This window comes from Paenibacillus sp. alder61 (assembly GCF_020179875.1).
Taxonomy (GTDB): Bacteria; Bacillota; Bacilli; order Paenibacillales; family Paenibacillaceae; genus Fontibacillus; species Fontibacillus faecis.
The window spans coordinates 131449-148111 of record NZ_JAIUDG010000014.1; the positions used below are offsets into that span (position 1 = coordinate 131449).

The following is a 16663-nucleotide window of genomic DNA, read 5'->3' on the forward strand; positions in this document are numbered from 1 at the left end:
CTTTAAATCTTGATATACTAGGGCTAAATGTAACCTTTTCCAGGTGTAGAGGAGCTATGGTGATGGAGCGAATTCGTGTCATGCTTGTGGAGGACGATCCCTTCTGGAGGGAGCATATCAGTGCGGATTTGGCGGATGAGGCCGACGTAGCGGTTGCCGGCGTAGCCTCCACGAAAGAGGAAGCCGTGGAGATCGCCGCGCGTGTCGATCTGGACGTGATTCTGATGGACATCAATCTGACGGGGAATAACCTGGACGGGCTGGACGCTGCCGAGGAAATTCTGCGCCAGGAAAAAAACAACTCCGTAAAAGTCATCATGCTGACCTCAATTACGGAGTCGGAAGTGATTATGAAATCCTTTCGCCTTGGGGCGATGAATTATATCAATAAATCGAGCTATCAGGATATCCTGCATGCGATCCGCGAAGCCCATAGCGGACGGGCGTCCATTCATCCCGACGCCGCCCGGGCCATGCGGAGCGAAGTGCAGCTCATGGAGCTCTCCCCGACAGAACGGGAGGTCTTCGAGCTCCGGAAGAGCGGGCTGAGCAAGCGGGAAATCTCCGAACGGCTTCACAAGTCGACGAATACGATCAAAACCCAGCTCCGCAGCATCAAGAACAAGCTGACGAATTTTAAAATGGATTAGCCGGAGGGGTCAACCGACCCTCCCTGGACCATTTGAACCGGCTCTTGGCCGGAGACGTCGGCTTGAAGCGGGATCTCGGGAAGTGCAGCACGATTGTCGTTCCTTTGCCGGGGGCGCTCTCCGCCACCGACAGGCTGCCTCCGTGCTTGCTCATCACACTGGTGCAGTAAGACAGGCCAAGCCCGTAGTTCAGCGCATTCTTCTTCGTCGTGAAAAAGGGCTCGAATATTTTGTTCAGATACTCCTGGGGAATCCCGGCCCCGTTATCCTTCACTTCAATAAGGAATTCCTTCCGGGTCGCCGACGTGACCAGCTCAATCATCCCCCCTTCGGGCGGCAATGCATCGATCGCGTTCCGAATTAAATTCGAAAGCGTCTCCCTTACGTGAACCTCATCGCAGATAAGCCTGCCTTCCACCCCGTAAAAAGCGGATAAAGCGATCCCCTTGGCTTCGGTAATCCCTCGCGAGGAGGAAATGACATCCTCCAATAGCTCGCGCAGGTCGTTCTCGCTCTCATCCAATTGCACATCCTCGGCCTTCTCCTTGATCCGGTTCACCATGTGCAGGAGGTGGTCCGTCAACCCGTGCACCTGACTCATCGTTTGGATCGCTCTCTCCGTATTTCCGGCTTTCATCAGAGAACGGCTCTTCTCGGCCAGGTAATCGATCTTCTGAATTTCGTTCTTGATGGAGTGATTCAGAATGGACACGCCCATCGTCAGCGTGCGTATCGAATAATCGATCCGCTCCCGCTCGATCCGCAGCTTGATGCCGAGAAAGCCGTACCGGATCGTGAAAAACAAAACGGCGGCGACCGTCCCGAGGATCACGATAAAGTTGGCCTGCCACATCCCGTTGCTCCGAAGGTCGAAAGACCACCAGCCAAGCTCCAGATGATTAAAACCCACGTAATCGGACGTATAAGCCCATATCATGACAAGCGGGAAGAGCAGGGTCCTCCGCTGGCCGCGCCGGCTTAACTCGTTCTTCTCTCCGAAATAAGCCAAGATATAGAAGAAACACCCGACCGCGATATAGATTCCGTCCCACCCGCGAAATTCAGCCATCTCAAAAATAGGCCAGGCGCCCTCCCGCGCCCGATCGACGATCAGCAGGACCGCAATCGGCAGAAGCAGCACCGACCATATCCATTTCCAGCGGGACGACATCCGCTCGTTCAACCACAACCCGCCCATACAGAATACGTAAGGCAGCACAAAATAATAAATATTCATGCTCACCACAGTCGACAAATAAAGCGCCCGGCTGAAAAATTCCGGCATCCATGCCGCGTCTCCCAGCCACGGCATGATGGACAGATGCATGCTGAACGTATAGCTCGCCGAACCGCCCAGCAAGATCGTTAACCCGATCCAAATATTGGATCGGGTCCTATGAAATAAGACGAACAGTCCCAAAGACCAGAGCGACAGGAACATTAGGATATAAATAATCTGCACTTTTCCTACTCCCTCAATTTTACAAAATTACCCTTAACCCATTATTCCATCCCTTCTTAGTGAATTCCTGCCTTGACAGACAAAAAATTAACAGTTTTTGGTTCGTTTCGCTTAACTCGCGTCCGCAGGCAGAACTGTGCTCTCGGCCTTCCGGCTGCCCCGTCCCCAAAGCCTTTGGCGAAACAGAAGCCCGCTGAGGCCGATCAAGGTCATGGCCGAACCGATCCACAAAAAGGCCTGACCCGCCGAAGCCGCCTTAATCAATAGCCCCCCTGCCAAAGGAGCCGCCAGCATGACGAGGCTGATCAGCATGTTTTGAATGCCGAATACCCGGCCGACGAGGTTCGGAGCGGTTTCTTTTTGCAGGATATAATTCTGAGTGAGAATGTACATCCCGTTGCCGATGCCGAGCAGAAAGCCCAGTCCCCAAAGAAGAAAAGAACGGCTTCCGGGTGGACTTAAGCCGAGCAGTGCGATTCCCGTCCCGATCAGCGAGCCTCCGCCGCCGAGCCCCCAGCCGTAGCTGATCCGGTTCAAGCGGTTCAGCAGCACGAGCATTACCACCGCTCCCGCGCCGATCGCCGCCACGACCTGGCCGGTCAAGGCTTCGTCCGCGGGGGAGATGGTTCTCAAGAGCGTCGGAAACTGATAGTCGATCATCAGGACCACCGTCATGCCGGTAAATCCGAAGATGATGGTATTTAAGATCTTTTTGTGATGCCAAAGGTAAGCCCAGCCTTCCTTCCACTCGGTCCAGAATACGCCGGCACCGGAGGAAGGCGTCGGCGCTCCGGGAGATTCCGTGTCCTGCGGCGACGTCGCTTTAGGCAAATGGCGCAGACCGAACAGCAGCAGCGCCGAAAGCAGTCTGGCCGCCATGTTGATGACGATGCAGGCCTGCGGGGACAACGCCACCAGCGTAACGGCGCCGAGCAGCGGCCCGGCCACCTTCGATCCCTGGTTGACGAGTCCGTTATATGAAGTGGCCTGCAGCAGCAAATCGGCCGGAACCACCCGGCGGGTGAGCGCCTGCTGGGCGGGGACGTGAAAGACGCCGGCCAGAGCGCGCAGCGCCAAAAAAGGCAGGAGCCAATACATATTCGGGGCGAACAAAACGGCGACGGAGAGGATGACGGTTATTAAATCGCAAACCATCATAAGTCTGGCCTGCCGCACCCGATCCGCCAGCGTCCCCGCGAAGGAGCTGAACAGCACGGACGGGAGGGCCATGGAGACCGGAATCAAGGCGATCATCAACGGATCGGCCCCCCAGCGGTAGGCGACCAGCACCTGAACCGCCAAGGCGTCGAACCAGTCGCCGAACGAGGCGAGCGCATATGCGGAGAACATGCTCCTGTAGCCGCGGATCGACCACAGCCCGGAGCGGAGCGTGAATGACATGATATTTATTCCCTCCAACCATTAAGTCCTGTTTGCTCAGCAGTTTATCAGGACTTTGTCAGAGGAAGATCAGACGGAACGATCGCCGCCGTTCAGCAGCGATTCGATGCGGCGCTCCATTTCCGGCCGGACTTCGGACAACCGGTACTCTTTGTCCAGCGAATCATACAGTGCGGCGTATTTATGCCGGAGCCGGCTGTCGGGTCGGTGCCTGTGCAGAAACAGCCGGATCTGATGTACGGCCGCGAAATACAGCGGCATATGCAGAGCCATTCCCAGCACTTCGAGACCCTCGTCGAGCCGCTCTTCCGCTTCCCGCTCCGCCCCGTCGGCCAAAAGCCGCAGGCCCTTCATGATGTGGAATCTGCCGATCTCACGGATATAAGGTTCGCTCTGCAATAACCTCTCCAAACGCGCCGCGCTCCGGTCGGCTTCCGCCAAGTTCGCCGCCGTCAGGTGAACATACATTTCCATGATGGCGACGGGCATGACGAATCCGGTTAAACTATCGCTCTCCATGACGCGACGGGTATGGGGAAAACGCGTGATCGCTTTTTCCGGCTGTCCGGCATCCGCATATACCTCGAGGATATTTAAAATCTCCATTTCCCTGTGCTGCTCGGGAGTCATTACTTTTTGGCGAAGGGCGGCTTCACAGTACTCCAGCGCTCTTTCCGAATCTGCCGCAATGCCCCAGTAAAGCAGAAGCAGCCAATACAACCGCTCCCCCGCCGCAATCTCATCCGTATCCAAGAACCACCTGATGTCTCCTTCGATAAACCGGATATACCGGCGGAAAAAAGCATCGATCTCAAACCCGAGCACCTCGTGTTGAGCGGCCAAAGCCACGATGGATTTCCCCTGCCCGAGCAAATGATATTTCTCAAACAGTCCCCGCACCGCCGACTGCATCTCTTCGTCGTGTATCGATGGATTTTCGATTTTGCGCGGCTCCTCGATCGTCAAGCTGTAGCCGTATCCGCGAATCGTGTTGAGGCGGATATGACTCCAGCGGGCCAGCTTTTTTCGAAGCCGGTAAATATGATCGTCCACCGTCCGCTCTACCGGGTATTCCAGCGCCCACACCCGGTCCAGCAGTTGTTCGCGGGAGAACGCCTGATTACGGTGCTCGTATAGAAACTGCAGCAGCGCGAATTCCTTCGCCAAGAGTTCGATGGTCTCCGCCCCGACGGCGACCGTATACGCGGCCGGATCCAACACTAGATGCGCCATGCTCATTCCCATTCCTTTCGTTGCCTTACGATTGCATTTATCATAGGGTGTCATCGAAATGTTGTAAAGGAAAAACCCCGAGGGCTCCTGACGACTGAAGCTGACAATCCGATCGGACGCTGAACATGATGATTAACGGGAATTTCTCCCGCTAATTTTGCTCATTTCGTCCTCATGGTTCAATTTAACTGGAATTGTTCCCGCTAATTTGACCAAAATGAAGCGCTTCGCGCCTTGATCCCGAGATTAGCTGGAGAAATTCCAGCTATTTTGTATTCGTAGGCCGTTTGGTCCATATTAACGGGAGGTTTTCCCGTTATTCTCGCCCCAATGAACCTAGTAAGGTCAATTCCATCCCCCATTGACATAAAAAAAGCCGGAACGGAGCGCGTAAAACCCGCTCCATCCAGCTAAAAAAATTACAACAACGTTGGCGCCTTCACCGCTTCGAGCGGCGCCACCCGTCCGTAAGAAACCTTGGCGCTTTCGGTCTTGGCCGCCCAGTAGACGCCGTTCGCAATCACCTGAAGCACCTCGGGGTGATGGTACACCGGAAAGGTTTCATGACCCGGGCGGAAATAGAAGACCTTGCCCAGCCCTCTCTTATAGCAGCAGCCGCTGCGGAAAACTTCGCCGCCCTCGAACCAGGAGATGAACACCAGCTCGTCCGGGGCCGGGATTTCAAAGCGTTCGCCGTACATTTCTTCCTTTGGAATTTCAATATACTCGCCCAATCCCCGCGCGATCGGATGGCTCGGCTCAATGACCCAGATCCGCTCTTTCTCCCCGTCATCCCGCCATTTCAGCGATCCGGTGTTCGTTCCCATCAAGCTGCGGAAAATCTTGGAGGCATGCCCCGAGTGAAGCACGATCAGTCCCATGCCGTCCAGCACCTTCTGCCGAACCCTCTCGACGACCGCGTCGCTGACTTCGTCATGCGCCACATGGCCCCACCAGAGCAGCACGTCCGTCTGCTCCAACACCTCGTCCGTCAGCCCATGCTCCGGCTCATCCAGCACCGCGGTTCTAACTTCCAAATCCCCGAAGCCCTTCAAGTGATTGGCGATGGCCATATGAATCCCTTCCGGGTAGATCGCCTTGACTTGATCATTATGTCTTTCATGACGGTATTCGTTCCATACCGTAACTTTAATTTTGGACACTGCTTAAATCCCCCTATTCCTATTCACGGACTCTGGACGTACGACGATCGAGCCGCACACCGACAACCGTTAAAACGTTTGCATTACCTCTACAGTATAGGACGTGTTACAATGAACGGGAATGGCGAAAACATACTCTTTTTGTACAAAAACGACTTTTTTAGGTTGTCCGGGGAGGGCTGAAATATGCTGGCGATGAATACGGAGCTTCTGCCTAAAATCAAACTGATGGGGTTCGTATCCTACACCCAACCCTGGGTGCATTTCCGAAGAACGACTTCGGAACATATTCTTTATGTTGTCAAAAGCGGCGAGCTGCATCTCCGGGAAGGCGGGGTTTCCTACAACCTAACAAAAGGGGATTTTCTGTTCCTCGAGCCGAACGTCGAACACGTGGGCACGGAGAAGCACGTTTGCGACTATTATTATATCCACTTTGAGCATCCGGATTTGAAGTCCGTCCAGGTGGACGACCTCCCGGCGCTGGCCCGGAACTTGATGGTTAAGGAGGGGACCGAACCGGCCTTCCAGGACCCGCCCTTATGTTATTTTCCCAAAACCTATCGGCTGCCGAAAAAGAATCTCCCCCTCTCCTTTCACGCGTTGAACGAAATGCTTCAACTGTACCGCCGCCATTATTTCAACCGGAGTTTGAGCGCCCTGAAGCTGACGGAATGGCTGATCGAAGTCTCCCGCGAGTACTTCATCGACGCCCTGCAAAGCGAAGAAACGGGCAGATCGCGGTCCGTCATGAAGGTGCACGCTCTTCTCGGTTATATTCACGGGCATTACGCCGACAAAATAACGAGCCGCGACATCGAGCGGGAATTCGGCGGAAACTACGATTATATCAACCGGGTTTTCACGCGGATGACGGGGCAGAGCATTATGCGGTATGTGAACCAGGTGCGGATCAACCATGCCAAGGAACTGATCGAAGCGACCCACCTCAGCTTTGGGGAAATCGGGTATTTATGCGGGTTGGAGGACCCTTTCTACTTCAGCAAAGTATTTAAGAAATACGCAGGCGTTTCCCCCAGCCAGTATGATAAGCGGGTACGAGACCGAGAGGGCGTAAATCACAAATAGACAGAGCTGCGATTCGAATATTGTATTGTAATATATAATAAATGTTCAGTATAATAAACAAGAGGAGGTATGAATATACTTGGATGCCATTCACATCAGAGTAGGCCATAATTTGCAGCGCATTCGGAAACAGCGGCAGTTAAGCCTGGACAAGGTCGCCCAGCTAACGGGAGTCAGCAAAGGGACGCTGCATCAAATTGAACGGGGCGAAACGCAGCCCACCGTAACCACCCTTTGGAAAATCGCGGTAGGGCTGAACATCACGTTCTCCTTACTGCTTAAAGAGGAGGAATCCCGGGTCCACATCGTTTCCCGTAAGGAAGAACCCGACGCCATAGAGGACAACGGAAGGTGCAAACTTTACCTGTTGTTTCCGTACGACCCGCAAACCCGGATCGAAACCTACAAAATCATACTCAGCCCGGGCTGTGACTATGTTTCCCTTCCGCACCAGGATGGAGTCCAGGAGTACATCACCGTAGTATCTGGGGTTTTCAACCTGCAAATTAAAGAAGACATCTACACCCTACACGAAGGACAAGGCATCCGGTTTTCCGGGCAACTCGAGCACCGTTACCTGAATCATACCGAGGAAATCGTAACGATTCAGGTGATTATGTATTACGCGGAGACTTAAGTTAAAGGAGAGAGTCACTCGAATGTCGTTAAAAGAAAGCGCCCAGCTTATTCAAAACCGATTAAAGGAAATGGGATATCCCCATATCGTAAAGGAGTTGCCGGAAAATGCGCGCACCGCCCAGGAAGCTGCCGATGCAATCGGCTGCGAGGTGGCCCGGATCGCCAAATCGATCCTATTTCGGCTTAAAGGGGCCGATCGGCCCCTGCTTGTGATCGCCAGCGGCGTCAACCGGATCAACGAAGGCAAAATCGCCGCCCTGCTTCAGGATGAATTGGGCAAAGCCGATGCGGATTATGTGCGTAAACATACGGGATTTGTGATTGGCGGGGTTCCCCCTCTCGGACACCCGGGGCCGATATCCACATGGATCGACGAAGATTTGCTCCAATATGAGGAGATTTGGGCCGCTGCCGGTCATCCTAAAGCTGTATTCAAGTTGACTCCACAAGAACTGCTGCAAATGACCAACGGAAAAGTCATCAACGTGAAGTAATCCCCATCTGTTGTCCAAGTTATCCACAAAGTTATCCAGATGTTATTCTAAGTTATGCAGTTATTCGAGAACTGTCCACAGTCGTGATTGTGGATATTGTGAATAAGGTGTGAAAAATGGGCATAACCCCTCCGTTACGGATTCGGGTTATGCCCTATTCAAAGGTTTATTCACAGGCTTCGCGCTCCAGCAGTCCCATCTCAACACAAGTGTGCAGGGAGAGCGTTTTGGTTCCCTCGGCAAAGGCGATATCGACCAAATCCCCGTGCCTCGCCCGCACCTCGCCCCGGCCGAAAACCCGGTGCCGGACGGCATCCCCGGCCGCGACGGCCAGGGAGTCTGCCGCATGCCCTGCGCCGGCCGCCGCCGCCTTGTCGCTCTCTGGCCGCACGATGGATCTGACATGCGAGACGAACCGGGATTCGGCGGTCTTCTCCCCGTCCCGCTCTTGATAAGTCAGCAGCTCCAGTTCCCGTTTCGCCCGGGTCATACCGACATAGAACAACCGGACCGCCTCTTCCATGGGCGCGTCTTCCCCGCCGGCGTGCTTTTTGATATCCTCCGAGGAAGGGATAACGCCATCGACCAGGTCGATCATAAACACTTTCTCGAACTCCAGACCTTTGGCGCTGTGGAATGTGGATAACGTGACGGCGTGTTCTCCCCGCCGCTTTTTGGACGACGTCAATGCCGATTCCAACACCTTCAGACGGCGCGCGAAATCCTCCATCGTTTCCAGCGTTTCCGCAATTTCCTCCAGCGTGTTGAGGATGCCGATCAAAAACTCCTTGCGAAATCCCATCCATTCGCACATTTTATCAAGCGCCTTCTCGTAACCGAGTCGCTCCCGAATCACGCGGATCGTCTGCAGCGGCGGCATGCCCTTCATCTCGCGGAAGGTGTCCCTGCTGGCTTGCAGCGGCTTCAGCTGATAGTCCTGAAGCTTCACGTATTGAAGCAGATTGTCGAAGACGGATTCGTTGTTGCGGATTTCTTTGACTGCGGCCATCTGCTGCTTGCTGATGTAACCGTTGAACTTCAGATGGATTTTCTCCAAAATATCCGGCCGCTTATCGGTAAAGGTCATCCGCATAAAATTCAAAATATCCTCCACCACCCAGTGGGAGAAAAAGCGGTTGTCGGTATCTTTCATATAAAAGGGAATTCCCGCCCGGTCCAACGCGTTGATCAACGCGATCGAGGAAGAGTTGTTGCGGTACAGTACCGCCACTTCCGACAATCGCTCCGTTTTTTGAATTTCCCCGATTACATATTTCGTCTGAGCCTTGTAATCCGGAAAGGAGCGAACGCTGACGCCCCCCTTCTCCTCCTCGGGCCGCTCGGTGAACATGTTCTTGTCGTAACGGTTCGGGTTTCGCCGAATAAACTGGTTGGCCGCGTCAACAATGGCCGGGACGGAACGGTAGTTCTGCTCCATGAACAGGATTTGGGCCTGGGGATAAACTTGGCGGAAATTCAGCAAATAAGCAGGCTCGGCCCCTCTCCAGCTGTAGATCGATTGATCGTCGTCCGCGACCACACACAAATTGCCGTGGCCCCGAACCAGCTTTTCGATGATCGCATGCTGTACGAGCGAGGTATCCTGGCTTTCGTCGGTCAGGACGTAATCGTATCTCCGCTGGTAGGTTTCCAGCAGAAAGACGTCGCGCTCCAGAATCTCGTTGCCCAGCGTCAGCATATCGTCGAAATCGAGGAGCAGCTTGTCCGGCCGGGAACGTTTGAACGCCTCATACTCGCGTAAGATCCGCTCGGCCTCCGTCACCCCGGCCTTTACGGTCCCCCACCGCTCGGGCGGCAGCAGCTTGTTCTTGATGTAACTGATATAAGTCGTCAGTTCATCCATCTGATCATCCGTCATGTTTTCCCCGGTGACCGATTTGAAGATCTGCCGCAAAATCGCCTTCTTGTGCAAGGGGGCCGGGTCCGGATCTTCGCCCCCATCCGGACCTGCGTCTCCGCTGCCTTCGATCATCTGGTAAGCCACTCCCGCCCTGCGGAAGTGCTCCCTTACCACCTCATACGCCAGACTATGAATCGTCGAGAAGTCCACCGGCGCGAGCTCCGGAAAAAAACGCCGATACCGTTCCTTCATGTCATGAGCCGAAGCCCGGCTGAAGGTGACCGCCTTAATCCGCGCGGGCCGTACGCCTTTTTCCTCAATCAGGTATCCGATTCGCATAATCATCGTCGTCGTCTTCCCCGACCCGGGAGAAGCAAGAAGCAGGACGGCTCCTTCGGTCTGAAGAACCGCCTGCTTCTGAGTATCGTTGAGGGCAATGCCCAGCTCCCGTTGTTTTCGCTCAAAAAATCGAGTTTTACTGTCTATGCTCATTGCTCACTCTTTGTCTCCATTCGGATTCCAGCAATCCCATCATGTAAGTATCGAAATATTCCCCGTTGATGAAAGCATGCTTTCTCAATTGACCTTCCACTACAAATCCGATCTTCTTGTACAGGGCGATCGCACGCTCGTTAATCCCTCGCGTGGTCAGATAAATTTTATTCAGGCGGAGCTGTTGGAAGCCCCATTCGATCATTTGTTCCATCGCCGGTTTTCCGTAGCCTTGTCCGCGCGCTTCCGGCGCAAGAAGGATGCCGATGCAGGCCCGTCCGTGCTCCGGTTCAATATCCCGCAGAAAAACCCAGCCGATCAGCCGGTTCTCCTTATTTTCGATCGCCATCAGGAAGTCGCCTTTCCGCCTCTTCTTCTCTACCTCTTGTTCTATCTGCTCAAGGGTCTTCGGAATTCTTCCGGCCATGGCGATGGATACCGGGTCATTCGTCCACCGCTGAAGCTCCTTGATATCTTCTTTCTCAAAAGGGCGTAAGGTTACTTGTTGTTCAGACATGGTCCTCTCTCCTCTCGTATTCTCATGCCCGGAATTTCCGCACATCCGAAATCCATGACCTTATGAGTGCCGCGGCCACCACAGCATGATCGAAACGCCGACTAAACATAAGGCAGCTCCGGCCCAGTCCCACAGGTCGGGCGCTTTTTTGTCCACAGCCCATCCCCAAAGGAGCGAGAGGACAATAAACACGCCGCCGTAAGCCGCGTAAACTTTGCCAAAAGACGGGAATTTCTGCAGGGTGGGGAGAATTCCATACAAGATGAGCACGATCGCTCCGACTATACCGTAGCCGTAAGACTTTCCTTCGCGGAGCCAGAGCCAAATCATGTATCCTCCCCCGACTTCGGCAAGGCCGGCCAATATAAAAAGAACGACAGATTGGATCATAGCTCCCCCACTTACCTTCTTTTCGACTAAAAAGCTGTCCCTTCGATTATACCTTTCCTTAACTCCGCCTTTCCACCCGAAAAAAAGCCGTCAGAATCCACTCTCGATTCTAACGGCTTATGGCGTCATCATTTACGGGATACGTTCGCGAACCTTAAGCAGCGGCTGACCATGGCTAAGCGCTTATTTAACGCCGAGGCGAAGTCGGTAGCCGAACCAAATCTCCCGGGATTCTCCTTGGAAAAAGTCTTCCACGTGCTTGCGGAAAGTCTCCAGTTCGGAATCCAGGGCGGTGAGCCCCAACTTAAATACGGTCTGAATGCCGCCCTGGCTCAAGGCGAGGCCTATGAATCGCTCGGCATCGCAATGTTCCGCGTTGTGAAATACGATCTCCCGGGTAAAACGGAAGGCCCCGCTATCCCGCAGTGCGCCCAGATGTCCGTTCTTGTCCCTTTTGACCGCCTGATCCGCCTTATCCATCGTCCGCTTGACCAGATCATCCGCTTTTTCCGTTAGCTCAAGGTATTCTTTCTCCAGCTCCCAGTTCAGCACGGGCGGCCAGTCACAATCGTAAATGGCGAAGACACCGCCCCGCTTTAAGACGCGATGGGCTTCCTTCAGCGTGCTTACGGGCTCCATCCAGTGGAACGACTGTGAGCAGGTAATGATATCGACCGAATTATCGGGGGTGTCCAACCGGTTGGAATAACCGGGAACGAACGTAATCCGTTCTGCCGGCCCGGCCGCTCCCTTGAGCTTCCGGTTTGCCTCGCTCCTCATATCCGCGTTCGGTTCAACGCCGATCACGCGCTCCGCGCGGCCGCCCCAGATCAGGGTGGACAGGCCCGTACCGCAGCCCAGGTCCATGACCAGGTCCGGCTTGCGTCCCAGATAGTTTCCGAGCAGCTCTACGACAAGCTGCGGCGCCTCGGGACGGTAACGGTCATAAAGCTCCGCAAACCCGGAAAACCGTTCGATATTCTCTTTCGAGTTGCCTTCGGGAATCATCCGATTTTCGCCTCCTCTATCGAATAAGAGCCGTTATCGCTTCGCGAGCCGCCTTCGTCAAACTGCGGAACACCAAATCATAGGAATGGTCGATCATCTGCCGCAAATCCTCGTTGGACAGGCTGCCGTCCACGACGACCGTATTCCAATGCTTCTTGTTTAAATGGTAGCCGGGCTGAACGGAGGCATGCTGTTCCCGCAGATTGACGGCGATGATCGGATCGCACTTCAGGGAGATATGCACCTGATCGTTCTTGCCGTCGACGGAGATCAGCGCGAACATTTTTCCGCCTACCTTGCATACGAGCGGTTCGGGCCCGAACGGATAGTCGGGGGAGGCTCCCTTTTTGCTTAAGCAGTAATCGGTAAGCCATTCCTTCACGATAATCCGCTCCCGTACACCTTTAGATTATGGTAAATCGCTTGAAGCCGCGGGGCCTCCAGACCTTGCCGCTCCGCTAACTCAAGCAAGTAACCGTGCAGATGCTCGCCTTCCACGGCATAGCCTTTCTCCATGTCCCGGAGCATGGACGATTTCATTTCAAACGACATCCGCTGCGTCGTTTCCATATGACGGTCGACAATGTCTCCGTCCAGCGGGGCCCCGTGCGCGAGCATAACCGCCTCGATTTCCCGAAAAACACTACGGATGAACTCCGTCCCGCCGGTTGTCTCGCGAATCGGGCCGACCGGAGAGCGCATCAGCGTCGTGATACCCGCGATCACGGCGATGAACAGATATTTATGCCAAATATCCCGTTCAATATGATCGCTAAGGAGGAATGAGGCCTTCGTCCCCCCGAGCGCCTGCTCGATTCGGCGGATCCGCTCCGTTTGGCTTTGGCTCTGTCCGAATTCCCCGAATCGGACGAAATGATCCTTGCTGGTCTGGATCACATGTCCTTCCTGATTCAAAGTGGTTTCAATGAAGCATAGGCCGCCGATGACCCGGTCCGCTCCAAATTCCCGCTGCAGCACCGGATAATGCGCCACCCCGTTCAGCAGCGGGAGAACGACCGTCCGCTCGCCGACAAAAGGCCTCAAATCCCGAACCGCCTCCTCCAGATGATAAGCTTTCGAAGAGAACAAAACCAAATCGTAAGGCGCATTCACAGGTTCCTCCGCCGTTATCGTCTTGGGACGGATCGTCACATCCCCGTGGACACTGCGAATGACCAGGCCGTCACTCTCCAACTGCCGTTTTCTCCGGCTGCGCACCAGAAACGTGACGTCCGCTCCCTTTTCCGCCAAACGGCCTCCAAAATAGCCGCCGACTCCGCCGGCGCCAAGCACCAATATTCGCACATCAGGTCCCTCGCTTTTGGCTTATTTTTTACTGCGAATTTCTTCGGTTAATGTCGTGATGATTTCCTGTATCGAAAAAGTCCCCGTGTCCTCCTCATTGCGTCTCCGGACGGCCGCCGTTCCGGAAGTTCTCTCTTTTTCGCCAAGTACGAGCGTGTACGGCACCTTCGCAAGCTGCGCTTCGCGGATCTTGTACCCCAGCTTCTCGTTTCTCGCGTCCACGGAGACGCGAATGCCGGCTTCGTCCAATTGCTTCTTGACTTCGTAGGCATAATCGACGTAATTTTCGGATACCGGCAGCAGCTTCGCCTGAATCGGCGCGAGCCATAGAGGGAACGCCCCCGCGTAATGCTCGGTGAGCATCCCGATAAAACGGTCGATCGAACCGTAAACCGCACGATGAATGACGACGGGTCTATGCTTTTGATTATCCTCGCCGATATAGGCCAGGTCAAATTTCTCGGGCATTTGATAGTCAAGCTGAATCGTGCCGCATTGCCAGCTCCGCTTCAGGGCGTCGAGGATATGAAAATCGATTTTCGGCCCGTAAAAAGCACCATCGCCTTGATTGAGACTGTATTCGAAGCCGCGTTTCTCCAATACACGCTGCAGCGCCGACTCCGCTTGATCCCAAACCTCCGGGTCTCCCATGGAATCTTCCGGCCGAGTGGACAGCTCGATGTTGTACGTGAAGCCGAAGATCCTGTACATCTCGTCGATGAGGTCGATGATCTTGCCGATTTCCTCTTCAATCTGCTCCGGCAAAACAAACAGATGGGCATCGTCCTGACAGAAGGTGCGCACGCGCATCATACCGTTTAACGCGCCCGAAAACTCGTGGCGGTGCACCTGGCCGAACTCCGATATCCGCAGGGGCAGATCGCGGTAAGAGCGCAGGCTGTTCTTAAACACGAGCATATGTCCCGGACAGTTCATCGGCTTGAGCGCAAACGTGGAATCATCGACATGGGTAAAATACATATTGTCCTTGTAATGATCCCAATGACCGGACTGTTCCCAGATCCGGCTATTCATCATCAGCGGGGTGCGCACCTCCTCGTAATCGCGTCTCCGCTGAAGTTCACGCGCAAAATTCTCCAGTTCCGTGCGGATCGTCATCCCATGGGGCAAGTAAAACGGCATGCCCGGAGCTTCCTCGGAAAACATAAACAGCTCCAGCTCTTTGCCGAGCTTGCGGTGATCGCGCTTCTTGGCCTCCTCGATCAGATGCAGGTGTTCCTCCAGCTGCGCCTTCTTCGGAAAAGCCGTGCCGTAAATCCGCTGCAGCATCTTGTTCTTGGCGTCCCCCCGCCAATAAGCGCCGGCCACGCTCAACAGCTTGAACGCCTTGATCCGTCCCGTGGACGGAAGGTGAGGACCCCGGCACAGATCGAAGAACTCGCCTTGTTCGTAGATGCTGATCTCGGCCGCCTCGGGAAGATCGCGGATCAGTTCCAGCTTCAGCGGCTCCTCCCGGTCGGCGAACAGCCGGGCAGCCTCTTCCCGGCTTACAACGCGCCGGACAATAGGGAGATCTTCCTTGGCGATCCGCTCCATCTCTTTCTCAATGGCCGCCAGATCACCGGCGGATAAAGGCTCTTCCAGATCGACGTCATAGTAAAAACCGTCCTCGATCACCGGACCGATGCCCAGCTTGACGGACTTCTCTCCGTAAATGCGCTTGAGCGCCTGTGCCATGAGATGGGCCGTACTGTGCCGGTAAATATCCAGGCCTTCCTTGCTGTCGAGGGTCAGCACTTCCACGGCGCAATTTTGCTCAATCGGAACATTGAGGTCCACCGGAACCCCGTCGATTTTGCCGGCGATCGCATTTTTCCCCAGACCGCTGCCGATCGACTCCGCCACTTGCCGTATTGTGGTCCCTTGCTGGAACCTCCTGATGCTGCCGTCCGGTAAAGTAATTAGAATTTCCATGTTACGGGCCTCCACTTCTCTATAGTGATCTGAACGCAAAAAAACGCATCTCTTCCCAGAAGGGACGAGTGCGTTCAGCTCGTGGTTCCACCCTAAATTCGACCTTCCCGTCCGGCACCTAAGGCCATAACAGCCATAACCGCGGATGGAAGATCCTCATTCGGATCCGGTAACGGGGATCATTCCGGTGACGCATACTGCCGCGGGATTGTTGCCTACGGGTTCAACGCCACGGCTGCAAAGGGGTAACTTCGCCTCCGTAACTGGAGAAGCTTTCAGCTTACGCCTCTCTCTCTGGACAGTTCGTGAAGGAAATCATGTCTTTGGTCATCGCCGGGTATTTCTTATTGCTATTTTATAACATAGCCCAAACCGAATGCGCAAGCCTAAATTATTTTTGCAGTTACAGGATGGTGTCCTTATACAGTAGACATTTCACCGAATTTGTCTTTCTAAATGTGGACAACACCACTAGGGCTCCTCCCCCCCACAATGACGTTCATGTCCTCTATATTTGGTAGGTGATTGTCATATTTCATCAATATCTAGATCTATGAACCCTCCCGGCTTCAACGAGCTTATATGTATGTTTGTCCACATTTGAAAAGACATTTTAGCCCAAAAAGTCCATGCAAAGAGGACAATTCAGCTCGGCTTAACTTATGAGCGGCCTCCAGACCGCAATGGTAACTCCATCTGGCGAGACTTGCTAACAAAGCCTAATCGTTCATAAAACCGGATTGCGGCCGCTTTGAACTCGGATACGCTCAGCTCAATGTCGTCCGCCTCCCAATGTTCAGTCAAAGAAACGATTTCCTTCATCAGCTTCGTTCCAAAACTTTGTCTCCGCTGAATTCCGGACCAGAACAAAGCGGTCGATGTTGTCGAATCCGTGCAGCGTTTGATTATGGTGCGCAATCATCTGCGTCTGCATCCCTCCAAAACTAGCAGTTTATTTTACCGGCAGAATTTATCATAATCGAATAGTGACTACAATTCCTGAAACGGTTATAGACAAAAAAAT

The 16663-nt window shown here is 54.1% G+C and carries 17 protein-coding genes; 4 read left to right on the top strand and 13 right to left on the bottom strand.

Features of this window, described 5'->3' with window-relative positions; all coding sequences use genetic code 11:
- Window positions 1–62 precede the first annotated feature (62 nt).
- The gene (locus tag LBW89_RS16285; RefSeq protein ID WP_170287207.1) at window positions 63–650 is read left to right on the top strand and encodes a response regulator transcription factor; all 588 of its coding nucleotides are present in this window, start codon (window positions 63–65) and stop codon (window positions 648–650) included.
- On the opposite strand, the gene LBW89_RS27735 is transcribed toward LBW89_RS16285, so the two are convergent.
- The 4 genes from LBW89_RS27735 to LBW89_RS16305 form a co-directional block, all read right to left on the bottom strand.
- A complete protein-coding gene (locus LBW89_RS27735; protein ID WP_225039548.1) occupies window positions 637–2112 on the bottom strand; it encodes a sensor histidine kinase in 1476 nt (491 codons plus the stop codon). The two genes, LBW89_RS16285 and LBW89_RS27735, sit on opposite strands and share 14 nt — an antisense overlap.
- A 111-nt stretch (window positions 2113–2223) precedes the next feature.
- Window positions 2224–3513: an MFS transporter gene (locus LBW89_RS16295; RefSeq protein WP_225039549.1), complete on the bottom strand. Its 1290-nt coding sequence runs from the start codon at window positions 3511–3513 to the stop codon at window positions 2224–2226.
- A 69-nt stretch (window positions 3514–3582) separates the two neighbouring features.
- Complete coding sequence (locus LBW89_RS27535) at window positions 3583–4746, bottom strand: winged helix-turn-helix domain-containing protein (protein WP_318249396.1); 1164 nt, start codon at window positions 4744–4746, stop codon at window positions 3583–3585.
- Window positions 4747–5165: 419 nt separating this feature from the next.
- Window positions 5166–5909, bottom strand: a complete 744-nt coding sequence (locus LBW89_RS16305; protein WP_213509330.1) for a ThuA domain-containing protein — start codon at window positions 5907–5909, stop codon at window positions 5166–5168.
- A gap of 186 nt (window positions 5910–6095) precedes the next feature.
- On the opposite strand from LBW89_RS16305, the gene LBW89_RS16310 reads away from it, so the two are divergent.
- The 3 genes from LBW89_RS16310 (at window position 6096) to LBW89_RS16320 (ending at window position 8131) form a co-directional block, all read left to right on the top strand.
- A complete protein-coding gene (locus LBW89_RS16310; RefSeq protein WP_225039550.1) occupies window positions 6096–6998 on the top strand; it encodes an AraC family transcriptional regulator in 903 nt (300 codons plus the stop codon).
- Between the two features lie 79 nt (window positions 6999–7077).
- Window positions 7078–7635 carry a helix-turn-helix domain-containing protein gene (locus tag LBW89_RS16315; protein ID WP_225039551.1) on the top strand — a complete coding sequence of 186 codons (558 nt, stop codon included), beginning with the start codon at window positions 7078–7080 and terminating at the stop codon, window positions 7633–7635.
- Between the two features lie 22 nt (window positions 7636–7657).
- Entirely contained in the window at window positions 7658–8131 is a 474-nt protein-coding gene (locus tag LBW89_RS16320; protein WP_225039552.1) for a YbaK/EbsC family protein, read from the top strand.
- A 166-nt stretch (window positions 8132–8297) separates the two neighbouring features.
- On the opposite strand, the gene LBW89_RS16325 is transcribed toward LBW89_RS16320, so the two are convergent.
- From LBW89_RS16325 to LBW89_RS27540, 9 genes are all read right to left on the bottom strand, one after another.
- On the bottom strand, window positions 8298–10478 hold the full coding sequence (locus LBW89_RS16325; protein WP_412067006.1) for an ATP-dependent helicase: 2181 nt from the start codon (window positions 10476–10478) through the stop codon (window positions 8298–8300).
- Window positions 10468–11001, bottom strand: coding sequence for a GNAT family N-acetyltransferase (locus tag LBW89_RS16330; protein ID WP_213509335.1), 534 nt, complete (start codon window positions 10999–11001; stop codon window positions 10468–10470). The genes LBW89_RS16325 and LBW89_RS16330 overlap by 11 nt, the downstream gene beginning before the upstream one ends.
- A 60-nt stretch (window positions 11002–11061) precedes the next feature.
- Window positions 11062–11391: a YnfA family protein gene (locus LBW89_RS16335; protein ID WP_148457940.1), complete on the bottom strand. Its 330-nt coding sequence runs from the start codon at window positions 11389–11391 to the stop codon at window positions 11062–11064.
- A 183-nt stretch (window positions 11392–11574) separates the two neighbouring features.
- Window positions 11575–12399 (bottom strand): class I SAM-dependent methyltransferase, encoded by an 825-nt coding sequence (locus LBW89_RS16340; protein WP_225039554.1) that lies wholly within the window; start codon window positions 12397–12399, stop codon window positions 11575–11577.
- 16 nt (window positions 12400–12415) lie between these two features.
- Window positions 12416–12781 (bottom strand): MmcQ/YjbR family DNA-binding protein, encoded by a 366-nt coding sequence (locus LBW89_RS16345; protein WP_225039555.1) that lies wholly within the window; start codon window positions 12779–12781, stop codon window positions 12416–12418.
- A complete protein-coding gene (locus tag LBW89_RS16350; RefSeq protein WP_225039557.1) occupies window positions 12778–13704 on the bottom strand; it encodes a ketopantoate reductase family protein in 927 nt (308 codons plus the stop codon). Before LBW89_RS16350 ends, LBW89_RS16345 begins: the two co-directional genes overlap by 4 nt.
- A 21-nt stretch (window positions 13705–13725) precedes the next feature.
- Window positions 13726–15639 carry a threonine--tRNA ligase gene (gene thrS, locus LBW89_RS16355; protein WP_148457944.1) on the bottom strand — a complete coding sequence of 638 codons (1914 nt, stop codon included), beginning with the start codon at window positions 15637–15639 and terminating at the stop codon, window positions 13726–13728.
- Between the two features lie 660 nt (window positions 15640–16299).
- Window positions 16300–16461, bottom strand: a complete 162-nt coding sequence (locus LBW89_RS16360) for a hypothetical protein (protein ID WP_249043545.1) — start codon at window positions 16459–16461, stop codon at window positions 16300–16302.
- On the bottom strand, window positions 16436–16561 hold the full coding sequence (locus tag LBW89_RS27540; protein ID WP_263639203.1) for a hypothetical protein: 126 nt from the start codon (window positions 16559–16561) through the stop codon (window positions 16436–16438). Before LBW89_RS27540 ends, LBW89_RS16360 begins: the two co-directional genes overlap by 26 nt.
- Between the last annotated feature and the right edge of the window lie 102 nt (window positions 16562–16663).